General features: G+C 43.8%; 15 protein-coding genes. 10 read left to right on the forward strand and 5 right to left on the reverse strand.

Translation table 11 applies throughout. From position 1 onward, the window contains the following. The first annotated feature begins 71 nt into the window (after positions 1 to 71). The 5 genes from coaBC to folE all read left to right on the forward strand — a co-directional run bounded on the left by coaBC (position 72) and on the right by folE (position 5456). On the forward strand, positions 72 to 1265 hold the full coding sequence (coaBC, locus tag L2747_RS15480) for a bifunctional phosphopantothenoylcysteine decarboxylase/phosphopantothenate--cysteine ligase CoaBC (RefSeq protein ID WP_248999914.1): 1194 nt from the start codon (positions 72 to 74) through the stop codon (positions 1263 to 1265). Further along, entirely contained in the window at positions 1265 to 1723 is a 459-nt protein-coding gene (dut, locus tag L2747_RS15485) for a dUTP diphosphatase (protein WP_248999915.1), read from the forward strand. The genes coaBC and dut overlap by 1 nt, the downstream gene beginning before the upstream one ends. A 98-nt stretch (positions 1724 to 1821) precedes the next feature. Continuing rightward, positions 1822 to 2415 carry a nucleoid occlusion factor SlmA gene (slmA, locus tag L2747_RS15490; RefSeq protein WP_248999916.1) on the forward strand — a complete coding sequence of 198 codons (594 nt, stop codon included), beginning with the start codon at positions 1822 to 1824 and terminating at the stop codon, positions 2413 to 2415. Between the two features lie 123 nt (positions 2416 to 2538). Beyond that, complete coding sequence (locus L2747_RS15495; protein ID WP_248999917.1) at positions 2539 to 4506, forward strand: alpha/beta hydrolase family protein; 1968 nt, start codon at positions 2539 to 2541, stop codon at positions 4504 to 4506. Positions 4507 to 4796: 290 nt separating this feature from the next. After that, positions 4797 to 5456 carry a GTP cyclohydrolase I FolE gene (gene folE, locus L2747_RS15500; protein ID WP_248999918.1) on the forward strand — a complete coding sequence of 220 codons (660 nt, stop codon included), beginning with the start codon at positions 4797 to 4799 and terminating at the stop codon, positions 5454 to 5456. Between the two features lie 392 nt (positions 5457 to 5848). On the opposite strand, the gene pyrE is transcribed toward folE, so the two are convergent. Both pyrE and rph read right to left on the reverse strand, forming a co-directional pair. Then, on the reverse strand, positions 5849 to 6490 hold the full coding sequence (gene pyrE, locus L2747_RS15505; protein WP_220760937.1) for an orotate phosphoribosyltransferase: 642 nt from the start codon (positions 6488 to 6490) through the stop codon (positions 5849 to 5851). Between the two features lie 363 nt (positions 6491 to 6853). Then, entirely contained in the window at positions 6854 to 7567 is a 714-nt protein-coding gene (gene rph, locus L2747_RS15510) for a ribonuclease PH (RefSeq protein ID WP_012157036.1), read from the reverse strand. 272 nt (positions 7568 to 7839) lie between these two features. On the opposite strand from rph, the gene L2747_RS15515 reads away from it, so the two are divergent. After that, positions 7840 to 8703 carry a YicC/YloC family endoribonuclease gene (locus L2747_RS15515; RefSeq protein ID WP_220780429.1) on the forward strand — a complete coding sequence of 288 codons (864 nt, stop codon included), beginning with the start codon at positions 7840 to 7842 and terminating at the stop codon, positions 8701 to 8703. Between the two features lie 105 nt (positions 8704 to 8808). Here L2747_RS15515 and L2747_RS15520 read toward each other — a convergent pair whose 3' ends face one another. Together L2747_RS15520 and L2747_RS15525 are read right to left on the reverse strand one after the other, a co-directional pair. After that, the gene (locus tag L2747_RS15520; protein WP_248999919.1) at positions 8809 to 10122 is read right to left on the reverse strand and encodes a type II toxin-antitoxin system HipA family toxin; all 1314 of its coding nucleotides are present in this window, start codon (positions 10120 to 10122) and stop codon (positions 8809 to 8811) included. After that, on the reverse strand, positions 10122 to 10403 hold the full coding sequence (locus L2747_RS15525; RefSeq protein ID WP_248999920.1) for a helix-turn-helix domain-containing protein: 282 nt from the start codon (positions 10401 to 10403) through the stop codon (positions 10122 to 10124). Before L2747_RS15525 ends, L2747_RS15520 begins: the two co-directional genes overlap by 1 nt. A 149-nt stretch (positions 10404 to 10552) precedes the next feature. Between L2747_RS15525 and L2747_RS15530 the strand changes: the two genes are divergently transcribed. The 4 genes from L2747_RS15530 to L2747_RS15545 all read left to right on the forward strand — a co-directional run bounded on the left by L2747_RS15530 (position 10553) and on the right by L2747_RS15545 (position 16778). After that, complete coding sequence (locus L2747_RS15530; protein WP_248999921.1) at positions 10553 to 10687, forward strand: DUF1732 domain-containing protein; 135 nt, start codon at positions 10553 to 10555, stop codon at positions 10685 to 10687. A 194-nt stretch (positions 10688 to 10881) separates the two neighbouring features. Then, positions 10882 to 14082 carry a DUF3427 domain-containing protein gene (locus L2747_RS15535; protein ID WP_248999922.1) on the forward strand — a complete coding sequence of 1067 codons (3201 nt, stop codon included), beginning with the start codon at positions 10882 to 10884 and terminating at the stop codon, positions 14080 to 14082. 455 nt (positions 14083 to 14537) lie between these two features. Then, positions 14538 to 15377: a 5'-methylthioadenosine/S-adenosylhomocysteine nucleosidase gene (locus L2747_RS15540; RefSeq protein ID WP_248999923.1), complete on the forward strand. Its 840-nt coding sequence runs from the start codon at positions 14538 to 14540 to the stop codon at positions 15375 to 15377. A gap of 132 nt (positions 15378 to 15509) precedes the next feature. Then, entirely contained in the window at positions 15510 to 16778 is a 1269-nt protein-coding gene (locus tag L2747_RS15545; RefSeq protein WP_248999924.1) for a NupC/NupG family nucleoside CNT transporter, read from the forward strand. Between the two features lie 109 nt (positions 16779 to 16887). Here the strand turns inward: L2747_RS15545 and L2747_RS15550 are convergent, their stop codons facing one another. Beyond that, complete coding sequence (locus L2747_RS15550; RefSeq protein ID WP_248999925.1) at positions 16888 to 17325, reverse strand: hypothetical protein; 438 nt, start codon at positions 17323 to 17325, stop codon at positions 16888 to 16890. Between the last annotated feature and the right edge of the window lie 8 nt (positions 17326 to 17333).

Genomic DNA, 17333 nt, shown 5'->3' on the forward strand with positions numbered 1-17333 from the left:
ATATCTTAGGCCAACTTCTGCTGTGCGACCGCAAACTTGGTCCACAAAGTGATTATCAAAAAGAGTTAACTATGGGTCTCACTAACAAAAAAGTACTACTTGGAATTGGTGGCGGTATTGCCGCATACAAATCAGCTGATCTAGTACGTAAATTAAAAGAACGCGGCGCTGACGTGCGTGTTGTTATGAGTCAAAGTGCGCAGGAATTTATTACCCCGCTCACTCTGCAGGCGCTATCTGGCTACCCAGTTGCTACCGACTTACTCGACCCAACTGCTGAAGCATCAATGGGTCACATCGAGCTAGCAAGATGGGCAGACTTAGTCATTATCGCACCAGCGACAGCTAATCTAATTGCCCGCGTTAATGCCGGCATGGCAGACGAGTTAATCACCACCACATGTTTGGCTACCGAGGCACCTGTAGTACTTTGCCCAGCAATGAACCAGCAGATGTATCGCAACGCCGCCACTCAAGCTAACTTAAAACAAGTCGGCAAGCGCGGCATCCATATTTGGGGCCCAGATTCCGGCTCACAAGCTTGCGGTGAAGTAGGCCCTGGCAGAATGCTTGAACCTGTAGCGATTGCAGAAAAAGCCGTTGAATTCTTTGGTCCTAAACTTCTGCAAGGCATGTCGGTACTGCTCACCGCGGGTCCAACGCGTGAAGCCATCGACCCGGTACGCTATATCTCTAACCACAGCTCAGGCAAGATGGGCTTTGCCCTTGCCAGAGCCGCAGCAGAAATGGGCGCAGAAGTCACACTTGTCGCCGGTCCTGTTAATCTAGCAACGCCAAATGGCGTGACACGCGTAAACGTTGAGTCTGCGCAGCAAATGTTAGATGCAGTTATGCCACAGGTTGAACAACATCAAATTTTCATTGGCTGCGCCGCAGTAGCCGATTATCGAATCGCTGAAGTCGCAGAAAGCAAAATTAAAAAATCAGCAGAGCAGATGCAACTTGCGCTAGTTCGAAATCCTGATATCTTAGCCAGCGTTGCCAGCCATGCTAACCGACCTTTTACCGTTGGATTTGCAGCTGAAACCAATGACGTAGAGCAATATGCTCGCGGAAAGTTGAGCCGTAAAAAGCTCGATATGATTGCCGCTAACGATGTATCGAATACCGACATTGGTTTTAATAGCGACGCGAATGCATTGAGCGTGTTTTGGAGCGATGGTAGTCAAGAGCTACCGGCAGTTGATAAAGACACGTTAGCAAAGCAATTGCTCACCCTAATAGCGAATAAAATAAAAAACTAATGAAGACACCAATCGAATTAAAAATCCTCGATTCACGGATTGGCACAGAGTTTCCGCTACCAGCTTACGCCACATCAGGCAGTGCGGGTATGGATCTTCGTGCCATTACCGATACCCAATTGACCATTGCGCCAGGTGAAACCGTTTTAATCCCAACAGGGATAGCGATTCACGTTGCCGACCCAAGTTTAGCGGCGATTATTTTACCGCGTTCAGGGTTAGGGCATAAGCATGGCATTGTGTTAGGTAACCTAGTGGGGCTTATCGATTCGGACTATCAAGGTCCGCTAATGGTGTCTTGCTGGAACCGCGGTAGCGAGCCATTCACCATTGAGATTGGCGACAGACTCGCGCAGCTGGTTTTTGTGCCGGTTGTTCAGGCTGAATTTAAACTTGTCGACGAGTTTAACCAGTCAGATCGCGGCACAGGTGGATTTGGCCACTCAGGAACCAAATAACGATTAATGCGATAACCGTATAATCAATTTTAATGGATAGCATGGAGCTTCGTTTCCTTGCCGTCTCGCTCAGTAGTAATCGAGTGAAGGACAGATAAATGGCTGCAAGCCCAAAAATAAACCGTCGTGAGCATATCCTACAGTGCTTAGCGACCATGCTAGAAACAAGCCCAGGACAACGCATAACTACAGCCAAATTAGCCGCTGAAGTAGGCGTATCTGAAGCGGCACTTTACCGTCACTTTCCAAGTAAAGCTCGCATGTTTGAAGGGCTTATTGAGTTTATCGAAGAGTCGCTATTGTCGCGCATAAACTTAATCATGGATGAAGAAAAAGACACCATGAAGCGCTGCCAATTACTGCTGCAGCTATTGCTAGTATTTGCTGAACGTAACCCAGGCATTTCACGCGTATTAAATGGTGACGCTCTTTTGGGTGAAAACGAACGTTTACGCAGCCGTATTAGCCAGCTATTTGCCAAAATTGAAACCCATCTAAAGCAAATTCTGCGTGAAAAAAGTCTACGTGAAGGCAAAGCCTTTAATCTAGACGAAGCCGTGCTAGCAAACTTATTGCTTGCTGTAGCTGAAGGCCGTATCGCCCAGTTTGTGCGTAGCGAATTTAAACTTAAGCCGACTAAGCACTTTAATGAGCAGTGGGACTTCATTCAGCAGCAACTACTGCAAAGCTAACGCTACACAATATAAAGTAGCCCTAAACAAGGGCTACGCCATCTATTTACAAAGCTGCAACCTTTCACTTACAATCCAATTCTCAAAAAATAACTACAACGTTGATCTATACAAGGAAGTTGTATGAGAATTATTTCTGCAATTGTAAGCGCTGCAATACTCAGCAGTAGCTTCTTAGTCCAAGCCAGCAGTATCGAACAGGCTGAACTTTTTAGCCGTTCAGCAGAGTTCACCGCAGTAAAAATATCCCCTAAAGGCGATTATCTAAGCGGTATTAGCATCGATAAAGAAAGCGATAAACGCGCACTTATCATTTTAGATTTGGAAACCATGAAGCCCTCTTATATCGTTAATTTTAAGGGTAAAGGCGAAGTGGGCAGCTACTATTGGGTCAATGATGAACGTGTTGTTTTACAAAAGAGCTATAAGCAAGCGCGCATAGAAACTTCGGCTTATTACGGAGAGATGCTGGCGGTCAATGCTGATGGCAGTAAGCCGAAATATATTTTTGGCTACAAAGGCAGTGGTGGAGGAACCAGCAGCGGTAATATTAAAAAGTCTTCTTCCATTCAAGCAACAAGCTACATGCTCGATACGCTCCCAGAAGAGGAAGATGACATCCTCGTCATGGCCTATCCTTGGACAGGAACAAACCATGCCATAACCCAAGTTTATAAAGTTGACGTTTACTCAGGTAAGCGTAAAAAACTAACCTCGTCTCCAGTTCAAAATGCTAATTTCTTAGTCGATCATGACCAAAATGTTCGTCTCAGTTTTAGCCAAGACGAAAAACAAAACGATCTACTTTATTATTTTGATGAAGATAAAAATAAGTGGATTGATGCTGATAGCCTTCGTGGTGATCTCACAGAATTTAGACCGCTTTCGTTTACCAAAGATGATAAATCAATCTACGCCATTGGTGCTAAAGGCGTTGAAACTCACGCTATCTATAAAATTAATTTAAAAACTAAAGTACAAGAAAAGGTGATTCAGCACCCTGTTGTTGACCCAAGCCAGCTATGGATAGATGACCAAACTAAAGTGCTCTATGCCGTTGAGTTTGAAAATGGTTTTCCTGAATACCAATTTATCGATGACAAAAATAGCAAAGCCAAGGCACTCAATCAGCTAATGGTAGCCATTCCAGATCATCGTATCCGCATCATTAGCGAAACGAACGACGGCAACACGATGATCGTTCTTGCCATGAATGATAAAAACCCTGGAGATTACTACCTTTTTGATAGCAAAAAGATGAAGCTTAAATATCTGTTCGCAGAAAAAAGTTGGCTTAATCCAGACAAAATGGCTGAAGTTAAACCAATTGAATTTACCAGCAGAGACGGCAAGCAGTTACACGGCTACATCACGCTTCCTAACGGCATAGAGCACAAAAACATGCCGCTAGTCGTTAATCCGCACGGCGGCCCACATGGCCCAAGAGACAACTGGGTATTTAATACAGAAAACCAACTTCTCGCTCAACATGGTATTGCCGTTCTGCAGGTGAACTTCAGAGGCTCTGGTGGTTACGGGCCTTCATTTGAACAAGATGGTTATCGCAAGTGGGGAGCTGAAATTCAGTACGATATTATCGACGCGACTCAATTTGCAATTGATCAAGGTTGGGCAAATAAAGATAAAATTTGTATCTCAGGAGCCAGTTTTGGCGGCTATTCAGCACTAATGGCTCCAACCATTGCCCCAGATATGTATAAATGTGCCGTAGGTACCGTTGGTGTGTACGATCTTGAAGAACTGCACGATAGCGGCGATATTCCAAGATCCTATTCAGGTGGAGCATTCCTAAACGAAGTACTTGGCAATGACACAGCATCTTTACGCGCTATGTCACCAACACACAACGTTCATAAGCTTAAGGCAAGCGTATTACTGCTTCACGGTGAAGAAGATGAGCGTGCGCCAATGGAGCAGTTTGATGCGATGGAAAAAGCATTGAAAAAAGCCAATTATCCTTATGAAAAGAAAATCTGGGATAAATCAGGTCACGGCTTCTATACCCCTGAAAGCCGAGAGCTCTATTACGACACTATGGTTAGCTTTATTAAGAAAAACTTAGAGCTTTAATGTTTTAAAACAACAGCAAAATGCTGAGTTGTTTAAAAACAATCTAAGATTGTAATACTGCGAATTGAAAAACCGACTAATTTAGTCGGTTTTTCTTATCTTCAATGCGTTTTTCGGTGTATATTTACAGCAAATAGCGGTATCCTCCCGTCCTCTCTCAATACAAAGCCAATAGCTAGCGCTATAATTTTCATTTTGTAAGAGATTACTGAGTCTCTTCCCGAGACCGACGGCCCTAGTACACAGGATACGAATATCACCACTCATTTTTTATGGTGAAGGAGGAACTTATGACATCAAAAGAAGCAATCCTCAGTGAATCTGCTCAAATCGTAAAGTCTGCACTGATCGAGCGCGGTCTTGAAACGCCAATGCTACCAAATGAGCTAAGCGCTGAAGTACGTAAAGACAAGATTGAACACCACATGCGTGAGATCTTGACCTTAATGTCACTGGACTTGAGCGACGATAGCTTAGCGGATACTCCGCGCCGTATCGCCAAAATGTACGTCGATGAAATATTCTCAGGCCTAGACTACGCCAATTTCCCAAAGATCACCGTTATCGAAAACAAAATGGGCTTTGATGAAATGGTTAAGGTTAACGACATTAGCTTAACCAGTACCTGTGAGCATCACTTAGTCACTATCGATGGTGTAGCAACCGTGGCTTACTTGCCACGTAAGAACATTATCGGCTTATCTAAGATTAACCGTATCGTGCGTTTCTTTGCGCAGCGACCGCAAGTGCAAGAGCGTTTGACCCAGCAGGTTCTAGTGGCACTACAGGCGTTATTAGGCACTAAAGATGTTGCAGTTAAGATGGACGCGGTACATTACTGCGTAAAATCACGCGGTGTGATGGACTCAACCAGTTCAACCACAACCACAGCACTTGGCGGCATCTTTAAGTCGAACCCAGCGACTAGAGCTGAATTCTTAAGTAATTAAAGTAAAAGAAGGTTCTAGGGCGCTTCGCTTCTAGGTCCTAGGTCCTAGGTCCTAGGTCCTAAAAGATTAAAACACTAAAACAAAAACGCTGCGTCATAAACGCAGCGTTTTTTCGTTTTCGGCGAAGCTAAAGACCGAAAACGGAACACTCGCAGGCTCGTTAACAGATAACAGAACGGCCTTCGGCCTTACGGAAATTAAAAGCAGATTCAAACGCGTCGCTACTGTATACAGAACGTTCGCAGGCCAACTTCCCTCCCCCCCTTATCGCTAACGATAAAAAGTCAGAAAAAAATGCCGCGATTTTAGTTAACTATAATCGCGGCATTTATCTTTTCCGTAAGCGTAGCGTTCGGTTATCCGTGAGCGCAGCGTTCCGTCATCCTAAAACCTTAAATCCCGTACTGGTCGCGGTAAGCGCTTACAGTTGCAAGCTCTGCTTCCATACCTGACTTTTCAGACAAGTAGTTAATCAAGTCTTCAAGCTTGATGATAGATACGATGTCACAGCCAAAATCGCGCTCAACTTCTTGAATCGCAGAAAGCTCGCCCTTGCCCTTCTCTTGGCGGTCTAGTGCAATCAACACACCAGCCAATGCTGCTTTATGCGCTTCAATGATTTCCATTGATTCACGAATCGCGGTACCGGCTGTGATCACATCATCAACCAACATGACGCGGCCTTGCAGCTCGCTACCCACCAAGCTGCCACCTTCACCGTGATCTTTCTTCTCTTTACGGTTAAAGCAGTAAGGCATGTCGATATCGTGGTGATCGCACAGAGCAACTGCAGTTGTAGTCGCGATTGGAATACCTTTGTATGCAGGGCCAAATAGCAAGTCATACTCAATACCTGAGTCAACTAGCGCCGCAGCATAAAAACGACCTAGACGCGCTAAGTCACGACCTGTATTAAACAGGCCAGCGTTAAAGAAATAAGGGCTAGTGCGGCCTGACTTTAACGTAAATTCGCCAAATCGAAGTACCTGACGTTCTAGGGCAAATTCAATAAACTCACGTTGATAGGCTTTCACAATCTCTCCTTAAAAATGTAGGGGTAATACTTTGCGTATTATTTATATACCAATCAGTATAAAGATTTGATCGCTCAGCGAGAGTTTAGCGGCACTGAGACAAGGCAACGAGTGAAGAGCATAGTTGTTCTACGTTTAAGCTCGTTAACACAGTATCAGAGCCGCTAAAACTCGCCATTCTGGAGCGTTTTTGGCTGCCTACTTCTGCGTTAAAAAGCTTCACAAGGGAATAACCATTCTTTCAGCTATTTGCCTTGAATTAGTTTGCCAAAAAACGCTCTGAGTAGATCCACTTCTTATACTGATTGGTATTACTTTACTTACAAAAAGGACCCCGTAGGGCCCTAATAACAAAAACGATGATTAGCTCAATGAAGCTTTCTGGATATCAACGATTTCGCGAATACCGTGCTTAGCCAAATCAAGTAGGCTCAATAGCTCTTCATGGCTAAATGGCTCACCTTCTGCAGTACCTTGGATCTCGATGATCTTACCGGTCTCAGTCATTACCACGTTCATGTCAGTTTCAGCAGCGCTGTCTTCGATATATTCTAAATCGCAGATTGGCTCGCCTTTATAAATACCAACACTTACCGCAGCAATAAGGAACTTAAGCGGGTTAGTCTTCAAGATCCCTTTACCGCGAGCCCAGTTTAGTGCGTCAACTAACGCAACACATGCGCCAGTAATCGCAGCAGTACGAGTACCACCGTCCGCTTGGATCACGTCACAGTCGATAACAATGGTGTTTTCGCCTAGCAGCTTCATGTCTACAGCAGCACGTAGTGAACGGCCGATTAGACGTTGGATTTCTTGAGTACGACCAGACTGCTTACCGCGAGCGGCTTCACGCTGCATACGGCTATGAGTAGAACGTGGCAGCATGCCATATTCAGCAGTTACCCAACCTTGGCCTTGGCCTTTAAGGAAACGCGGTACGCCTTCTTCAAAACTAGCGGTACACAGTACTTTGGTGTCACCAAATTCTACTAAAACCGAACCTTCGGCATGAGCAGTAAACTGGCGAGTAATAGTCACAGGGCGAGACTGTGCTGGAGTTCTGTTGCTTGGGCGCATGATGAATTCCTGTATTTAAGGGCATGGGGTAATTTGGCTGCATATTATAGGGATATGTGCGCCACTATGCTATCTGAATCCGTAAACTCAGCAGAAAACAGCCTTCTGATTTTGCGCATAAGCTCGCAATAACCGCAATCGATGAATAAAAGTCGACAACAGCGCCTTGTTATCACGCCTGCATGAGCAAATTTACCACTAAAGCCTGCACCTTAAATTTGTTTGGGTATATAATCACAATTCACTTAGACGAATCACACTGGAAATCATCAATGATCCAAAGCATGACAGCCTACGCTCGCATTGAGCACAAAGCAGATTGGGGCACAGCCTCATGGGAAATCCGTTCAGTTAATCAGCGCTACCTAGAAACTTACCTGCGCCTACCAGAACATTTCCGCAGCTTGGAGCCTGTTCTTAGAGATCGTCTACGTAAACGCTTAAACCGCGGTAAAATCGAAGTAAACCTTCGCTATGACCTAAACGAAAAGAGCGACAGCGAGTTACAGCTAAACCAAGATCTAGCTAAGCAAATTATCAATGCCGCTAACTGGGTGAAGAACGAAGCTGGCCAAGGCGAGCTAAACGTGGTTGACGTACTACGCTGGCCAGGTGTGATGTCAGGCTCAGAGCAAGACATGGACGCACTAGGTAAAGAGTTGTTAGTGGCTTTTGATGCGGCAATCGATCAGTTTATCGAAGCCCGTGGCCGTGAAGGTGACGCAATCAACACCATGCTACAAACTCGCTTAGACCAAATCGTTGAGCAAGTAGCCGTAGTACGTGGCCACATGCCAACAGTTATGCAATGGCAGCGTGACAAGCTAACTAACCGTTTAGCTGAAATCACCGGTGAACTTGACCCTGCTCGTATGGAGCAAGAGATGGTTCTGCTAGCGCAGAAGATGGACGTTGCCGAAGAGATGGACCGTCTTGACGCCCACGTCGCAGAAACGCGCCGTATTCTTAAGAAAGGTGGCGCACAAGGCCGCCGTCTAGACTTTATGATGCAAGAGTTTAACCGTGAGTCAAACACCCTAGCGTCTAAGTCAATCAGCAACGACGTCACTGCAGCAGCGGTAGAACTTAAAGTATTGATTGAGCAAATGCGTGAGCAAATTCAGAACGTAGAGTAAGTCTCTATCGATTCAAATTAGTGCTTTTAAGCCCAGTTTATCGCTGGGCTTTTGTTTGCCTTTTTCGAGAGAATTAGGCTCTTTGACTGGAACGTTGACCTCTAATTATTCAGCCGTCAGTCGTTTTGCTCTATCCTTTAAACCATCGAGAATCGAATTTCTTATATGTACAGGAAAGTCACCCGGCAGCTGAGCCTTTACCCTCATAATCACATCATCGACTGAATCAGCAACCTCTCGTAAAATGGCAGTCATAGTCTGGGTATCAAACCCAATAGCCTTTGCAGTTTGCATAAAGTGTCTTGGGAAAATTTGGGCTATTTGATACTTCTTGCCTTTAGTCGCTTTAAGTCCCATCGCAAGCTTAGCATCACGAATATTTAGGCCCTTACCACCAATAACTGGATACATGGATATAATGTCGTAAAAGGGAGTAAGTCGATACCCGCCACCGGCCTCAATGAAGAGTGAGAAGTTCTTAGCATGCCCGTCTGTCGCCGCTAAAAGCCAGAACAGCACTTGCGATTTCATAAAGTTATACCTGTCTGCTTCTGAGTTCATAGAGCCCAATAAATAAGGCATGATGTGCTCAATACCAGGGCCACCATGACTTTCATACTTCTTAGCCGATGGAATATTTAATGTTTGGCAAAAGTCCTCTTGTGGCAATCGCATAATCCATTGGCTATCACTGGATAATTTACGATCAAAACGTGCGACTGCCAGCGCCTTAATATCACCCACCTTAATTATTGAGCAATGCGGCACATCTAAGCCAAACTCCCTCACAATCATCATGCACAGGTATTCGTTTTCAACGCTATCAGCCATATCAATAGTAAATGAATGGCTCTGTATCTCACCAATAGGCAACTTAATGATATGTGTAGTCGGTGTCGCTTTGATTGGAAGCTGCCATCGGCCATCTAAATTAAGTAAAGCCGTCTTCTCTTGAGCCCCCGCAATTGAGATCCGAAAATCATCCTCACCGGCTAACATGCCAAGCGGGATATCTGACTGATAGCCCTTAAGCACCTTTTCCAATGCCTCATCAGATAAAGGTTTAGCGTCAATCTTTTTAACCTCAAAGGGTTGTTGTTCATGGGGTACTAACTGCAATGCTCCAACACTGTCTTGACCGACTTTAGCAAGTAGATCGAACGCTTGAGTCGATTGCGCATTATGGCGAGCCACAATCCTGTTTCTCACCTCCATGTTATCTGGCAATAAATTATCAAAGAAGTTATAAACTTCGTCACCTTTATACACTTGCGAACGCAATGGCATAGACAGTGAAATTGGTCGACTTCCTGAAGTATCAAGCCACTGGCGGGTGTACTTGAACAAATGAGAACCAGTGGTCGACTTAGTCAATTGCCCAACCAAATAGCCATTCATATAAACATCAAGAACAGCCATTACCACTCCTCCTTCCACTCTTGCTCGGGGGCAGTGCTTTTATCATCGTTCAGGCGTTCCGCGAGTTCTGAATTTCTAACCTTTATATCCAACTCTAGATTAAGTGCTGACAGAATTTTAAACAGCGTCTCTAGTTTGGTCGAGTCTGGGTTCTGCTCAAAGCTTGAAACGGTATCCTGACGAATGCCAACTTTACTACCTACCTTGCTTTGCGAGAGCTTCATATTCAGCCGTGCATCTTTAAGATATGCGCTAAGCTGCTTTGAGTTTGTCACCTTCATGAACACTACCTATAGAGTTAACCTTAACTCTACTTTACACGCTAAAACAGGTAAATCAAGTTTCACACGCTGTAACCGTTAAACAGGGTTTTACACGCTATAAGCGTTAAACCACTAACTACACGCTATAGCGTGTACTCATAATGTAATTGAGTTTAGGTTTATTACTAGGCTTTTCGTATGGAGCAAGAGATGGCATTGCTAGTGCCGAAGTTACCGCTGCTGCGGTAGAGCTAAAAGTATTGATAGAGCAAATGCGTGAGAAGATCCTGAACGTAGAGTAATCCTTTCTGAGATTGTGAAAGTCGCTTTACAAAGATAAGCTGTAAAATATTAGTAGAGCCCAGCTAAATGCTGGGCTTATTATTGGCTGTGGATCAGTATTTTAAGTTCAGGGGATAAGTTTTAACATCACTACTTATTTCTATTAATCAATTCAGTTATTCTTAGCTAACTTCAAATAATCAAAGCACTTTTAATGAATCAAACCGGCATCTACGAGCAACTGATAACTCAGTTAGTCGAGCAGAAATTAGATCGAAAAGCTTTCTATGTTGGCGAACGTTCATTAGAGAATGGTGAAGCCGCCTCTTGGCTCTCTCGCTTTTTAACTCGAATTATCGAAATAGCGATAGACTCAGTACCTAGTAGCGATAACCGTGTTTTTGAGCAAATAAGTTTAGCCAATAAAGTCATCGAATGGCTTAGTGCTAACATTGCAGATAGTGAGCTCATCACCGAAAATCTGATTGATAGCCAAGGCAAGATCCTGACTGCATTGCTAGACAAGCAAAATCCAATATCCTCAGATTTGCCAAAGTATATTGAAGGCATCATGCCGCTAACAGGACTCACTCAGAGTGAATTATTTTGTGGGAGCAATGCAGGCGTATCTCTTGAAACTGAGATTAAGCGTGAGATCCAGTCATCCGATAAGATCTATTGGCTAGTCTCATTTATCAAATGGGCTGGGATCAGAATCTTTAAAAAAGAGCTCGAAGAATTTACTCGCAGCGGTAAACAACTAAAGATTATCACCACCTCCTATATGGGCGCGACAGATGCCAAAGCTGTTGAGTTCTTGGCATCTTTGCCAAATACGCAAGTGAAGCTGAGCTACAACACCAATAGAGAACGCTTACACGCAAAATCCTATTTATTTATGCGTAACTCGAGCTTTCATACTGGTTATATCGGTTCATCTAACCTGTCACACTCTGCCTTAACTAGTGGGCTAGAGTGGAACTTAAAGATCACCTCACAAGAGATCCCACATATTATTGAAAAATCTCTCAGTACATTTGAAACCTACTGGGAATCTCCTGATTTTGAATATTTTGATGGTAAGACCCAAAGCAAAGAGCGCTTAGTTAACGCCTTGCAAGAAGCCAGAGGCACCTATGACACATCCGCGCAAAACTTTTATTTTGATATCAAACCTCACTCCCATCAGCGAGCTATTTTAGACAAAATAAAAGTAGAACGTGAGCTACACGGTAGGTATCGTAACCTTGTTGTTGCAGCGACAGGCACAGGAAAAACTATCATTTCAGCGTTTGATTTCGCTGAATTTTATGCAGCTAATCCTGAGGCAAAGTTTTTATTTTTAGCGCATAGAGAGGAGATCTTAAAGCAAGCGAGAAGTGCCTATCGGGGCGTTTTGAAAAATAACCAGTTTGGTGAATTACTCGTAGGACAAAACAAACCACAAAAGTTTAATCAGTTATTCGCGTCAATCCAAAGCTTAAACAATCAACTTGCGACGATTCAATTAACTGAAGATTACTTTGATTACATTGTTATCGATGAAGTCCATCACATAGCTGCAAACAGCTATCGAGCTATTCTAAAACACTTTACACCACAAGTTTTACTCGGTTTAACAGCCACACCAGAGCGCCATGATGGAGCCGATATTCTTAAAGACTTTTGTAATGTCATTGCAGCAGAAATCAGATTACCTGAAGCGATTAATCAACGGCATTTATCACCGTTCCAATACTTTACTGTTGATGATGACACCGATCTGACAAAGGTTTCATGGGCAAAAGGCCGTTATGATATCGCCGAGCTAACTAAGCTCTACACACACAATGACCAAAGAGTCTTGCGAATACTGCAAAGCTTAGAAGAGATTGTTACTGACATATCGCAAATGCGCGCATTGGCGTTTTGCGTAAGTAAAGATCACGCTAGATTCATGGCGCAAAAGTTCACTTTAAGCAATATCCCTTGCGGCGTACTCACCAGTGACAATTCAAAAGAACGAGACATTCAGCTGCAACGTTTAAAATCGAAAGAAATTAACGTGCTATTTGTGGTTGATATATTCAACGAAGGTGTCGATATTCCAGAACTGGACACATTACTATTTTTAAGACCAACAGAAAGTCTGACTATCTTTCTTCAACAATTAGGTCGCGGCTTACGACTGACTAAAGATAAAGAGTGCTGCACCGTCATTGATTTCGTTGGTAACTCTCGTCCTGAGTATGACTTTTCGCATAAGTTTAGAGCGCTTATCGGCAAAACTAACCAATCTATTTCAAAGGAGATCAAACAAGGGTTTCCACATTTACCTTTAGGCTGCCGAATAGAACTGCAAGAAAAAACGCAGCAAATGATCTTAAGGAACATATCACTAGCAACCTTAAACAAAAACAGACTGCTTGGCTTACTTTCAAACTACCCTAACGTGACAGATTTACCTCTTACGCTAGCAAACTTTCTGCATATCTATCCTGACTTGTCACTAGAGGATATCTATAAAGTAAAAGTAGGTAAGTTTGGTGGTTGGCGAGCACTTGTAGAAACAAGCCGCGGTGAAGAAATAAAGCAGAACGAACTAGACATTTATGCCGCTTACTATCGTGCAATCAACAATCGATTATTAAGCTGCACTTCTATCTCTTATTTGCGGTTCATCAAAGCATTATGTGGAAACAACTTATCAGTGACCACTCAAGCTGCTACAGGGTCTGATGCAGAACAACACCGTCCAGTTTTCTCGACCATGTGTCATTATGACTTTTGGGATAAAACGGGTAAGCAAGCCGGATTTGATACCATTGAGCAGAGTTTACTTGCGCTAAAACATAAGAAACTACAAGACGAGCTTAATGACGTTATTTCACTGCTTATTGAACGCTTAGCCACACAAGAATTTAAGATGCCTGCCGTAGGTAATATTGTGGTGGATGGCTCGCCATTAAAGATGCATGTGCGCTACGCCAAAGAACACATATTGGTCGCGTTTGGCGATAGTACATTTGATAAGAAATCATCCAGTAGAGAAGGTGTACTTAATATTGCTAGTGCCAATACTGAACTGCTGTTTGTTACCTTAGATAAATGCGAAAAGCAGTTTTCAGCAACAACCATGTACCATGACTACGCGATCAGCCCCACGCTATTTCATTGGCAAACCCAGAACAGTGCCAAGCCAACCTCAGGTAGAGGATTAGGCTATATAACGCAGCAAGAAAACAACAAGACGTTCATCTTATTTGTTAGAGAACAAGCTAAAGATGAATATGGGAAAACCATGGGATTTGTCAATTTTGGTCCAGTAGACTTTGTTAAGTATGAAGGCTCTCAACCAATGAATATTACATGGAAGCTAAAACAAGCTATGCCTGCATATATGTGGCATGACACAGCTAAGCTAGCTGTTGGCTGATAGGTCGCTTTGCTAAACACACCACCAGCCTATTCCCAATGATAAAATCAGTGGCCCTTTCTCAAAGTAAAAGTGCGCCACTCGCTCATCTTAGCAAGCGAAAAGTCTCCTTTTTTGACCCTTTCTGAGCCCCATCAATCCGCGGCTTTCTCACTTTCCAGCCTCGCCACAGCTCCAACTCAACCCCATTCCAGCCCCACTAACTAGCCTGTTTTCTTAAACACTGTTTTCTAATTTAAAGTCATTGCCAAACGCGACGCGTTCAACAAATAAACACTTTTTGAAATATCCTTACAAAATAAGTGGTTACAGCTGCATAAATTTAGCTGCAAAAGCTAAAAACTGAGCACTTTTTAGGCCACCGAAACAGCAACAAGTATTTTACTTTTCATTTCGTTGTTTGGCCTATATCGCATTGCTACTATCCGCGCACTTTCCATTTGAAGTTATTTGTCATGCCAACTTGCGAGCAGCCAACAGCTGAAAAGTTAGACCCTGAACACGTAAACTCTGAACAGTCACACAATGAAAAGTTACCCTCAAAAATGCTAAATCCTATCTTAGTTCAAGGCGCGATGGACGTTGAAGTCGAAACGCTTGTTGCCGCCCTTAGTGATGTAAAACAACAAACATTTGGTGCGTGGACGTTCTGGCAAGGCCTATTAGATGGCTACCCAGTTGTGGTGTCTCGTACCGAGATTGGTTTGGCTAACGCCGCCGCCTCAACCACCCTCGGCATTGCGCATTACCAGCCAAAAGTGATCATCAATCAGGGCACCTCTGGTGGCCACGATCCAAAGCTATTTCGCTCTGACATCGTGATTGGTGAAACCAGCTTTAATATGGGCGCTTACAAAATTGAGTTCGTAGAAAAAGGCCAAGGCATACACCCAACTACTTGGCAGAACTTCGATATGCCAATGTACCTGCGTGAAAACGGTGTTGTGGTTGAGCATAACCACTTTAAAGCCGACCCAAAGCTTGTTGAAATCGCCCTTTCGCAAGCAAGCAGCTACACCCAAGGCAAAGTGGTTGTGGGTAGAATTGGTAGCTGTGACGAATGGAACCGTGAAGTTGACCGTATTAACTGGTTCCACGAGACCATGGGCACTTCAGTTGAAGAGATGGAAACTTCAGCGGCTGCGCAAGTTGCCGAAGCTTACAAACTCCCTTTTGTGAGTATTCGCGTGCTATCTAATACCGACCAACATAAGCAAGACTTTGAGCCGCAAACCGCGATTGATTGTCAGGTTTATGTGCTTGATGTCATCAAGGCATTAATCAAAACCTTTTAACGACTTATAAGTTTTGTACTAGGTACTCAATGATGGGAATGCCTGCGGTATTTCCATCAGTTAAGACTCGCCTGTTTTAAGCCGAGCCTTAACTCACCTCCCTTTAAATTTAGATAGTAATAGACAAAATAAATGCAAATTTTAATCAGTATTGTTGGCATCATCGCCATACTTTTAGTGGCTTTTCTTGCCTCTGAAAACCGTAAAGCCATTAATTACCGCACTGTCGGACTGGCGTTTTTACTGCAACTTATTATGGGTGCGTTTGTCATCTATTCATCGTTTGGCCAAGCTATTATCTTTAATATGGCAGAAGCGGTTTCGACCGTGATTGGCTACAGCAACGAAGGTATGTCGTTTATGTTTGGCGGCCTTGTTAGCGATAAGATGTATGAACTGTTTGGCCCAGGCGGCTTTGTTATCGCCTTTAAAGTGCTACCGATTATCGTGTTTTTCTCGGCAATTTCAGCAGTACTATATTACCTAGGTATTATGCAGTGGGTGGTTCGTATTGTGGGCGGCGCACTGCAGAAAATCCTTAATACCAGCAAAGCAGAATCTATGTCTGCCAGTGCCAACATCTTCTTAGGTGTGACTGAAGCGCCACTGCTAATTAAGCCTTATATTCCTAAGATGAGCCGCGCCGAGCTGTTTGCAGTAATGTGTGGTGGTTTGGCATCTATTGCTGGCACCATGCTAGCGGGCTATGCCCAGTTGGGTATTAAGATGGAATATCTGCTCGCGGCTTCGTTTATGGCGGCGCCGGGTGGCTTACTGTTTGCTAAGTTATTAATTCCGCAAACTGAGAAAGTAAACGACCAAGATCTAACAGTTGTAGAAGAAAATCCACCAGCCAACATTATTGACGCAGCGACAACGGGCACCATGAATGGTCTATCGTTAGCTATGGCCGTGGGCGCTATGCTATTTGCCTTTGTCAGCTTAGTGGCATTAATGAATGGCATGTTAGGTGGTATTGGTAATTGGTTTGGTTTTGACGGCCTCACTTTACAGCTAATTTTAGGTTATGTGTTTGCCCCTATCGCTTGGTTGATGGGTGTGGCATGGGACGAAGCGTTATTAGCGGGTTCGTTCATCGGCCAGAAGATTGTGATCAACGAGTTCTTTGCTTATATCAACCTTGCACCATACCTAAGCGGCGACATGATTGTTGAATCAACTGGCTTGCCGATGTCTGAGCGTACTCAAGTGATTCTATCGTTTGCACTGTGTGGCTTTGCTAACCTGGGTACTGTTGCGATTGCAATTGCCGGTATTGGTGGCTTAGTACCAGAGCGTCGCTCAGAAATTGCATCACTTGGTTTGAAGGCATTATTTGCAGGTATCTTGTCTAACTTGATGGCGGCAACCATTGCCGGTTTATTTATGAGCTTTGTTTAAGCTGCTCATTGTTAGTCGCTAGTTAGCAAACAGGCCCATATGGCATGACGTCATATGGGCCTGTTTTGTCTGCAGTATACACCGCTATTACACTTGATAAATTATCCGTTCAGCATGCCACTTGCTGCTTATTGGTGTCATTCAAGCCAGCATATATTTTACCTACTGAAAACTCGGCAATAAGAATAGTAAACACAACGGCAAAGAAAGCAACGACACCGTTGAACGGCCCGCTAAATGAGACCTTTTCGCCAAACATCACATTTATCGCTTCAAGGATCATAAACTTGCTACCTACCAAGATAATGTAGGTGCTGATGCCTCGATAGACTTTTGCCGCCCTGCCGGGTTTAGCCTTAAAAAAGGCGGCGACTTTATGCTCGGTTTTAATCGACAACTTAAGTAGCGTCAGCAAAAGTAATGCTGCAACTAGTGAAATGCTAAAGGACTCAATGGAAACCCAGTGCCAATACTCATTAAAGAAATTGAGCACAGTTAAATAAACCAATACAGCTAGGCTATAACCTACAAATCGTTGCTGAGTCATACTTCCTC

It is taken from the genome of Shewanella marinintestina (genome assembly GCF_023283845.1).
Classification (GTDB): Bacteria; Pseudomonadota; Gammaproteobacteria; order Enterobacterales; family Shewanellaceae; genus Shewanella; species Shewanella marinintestina.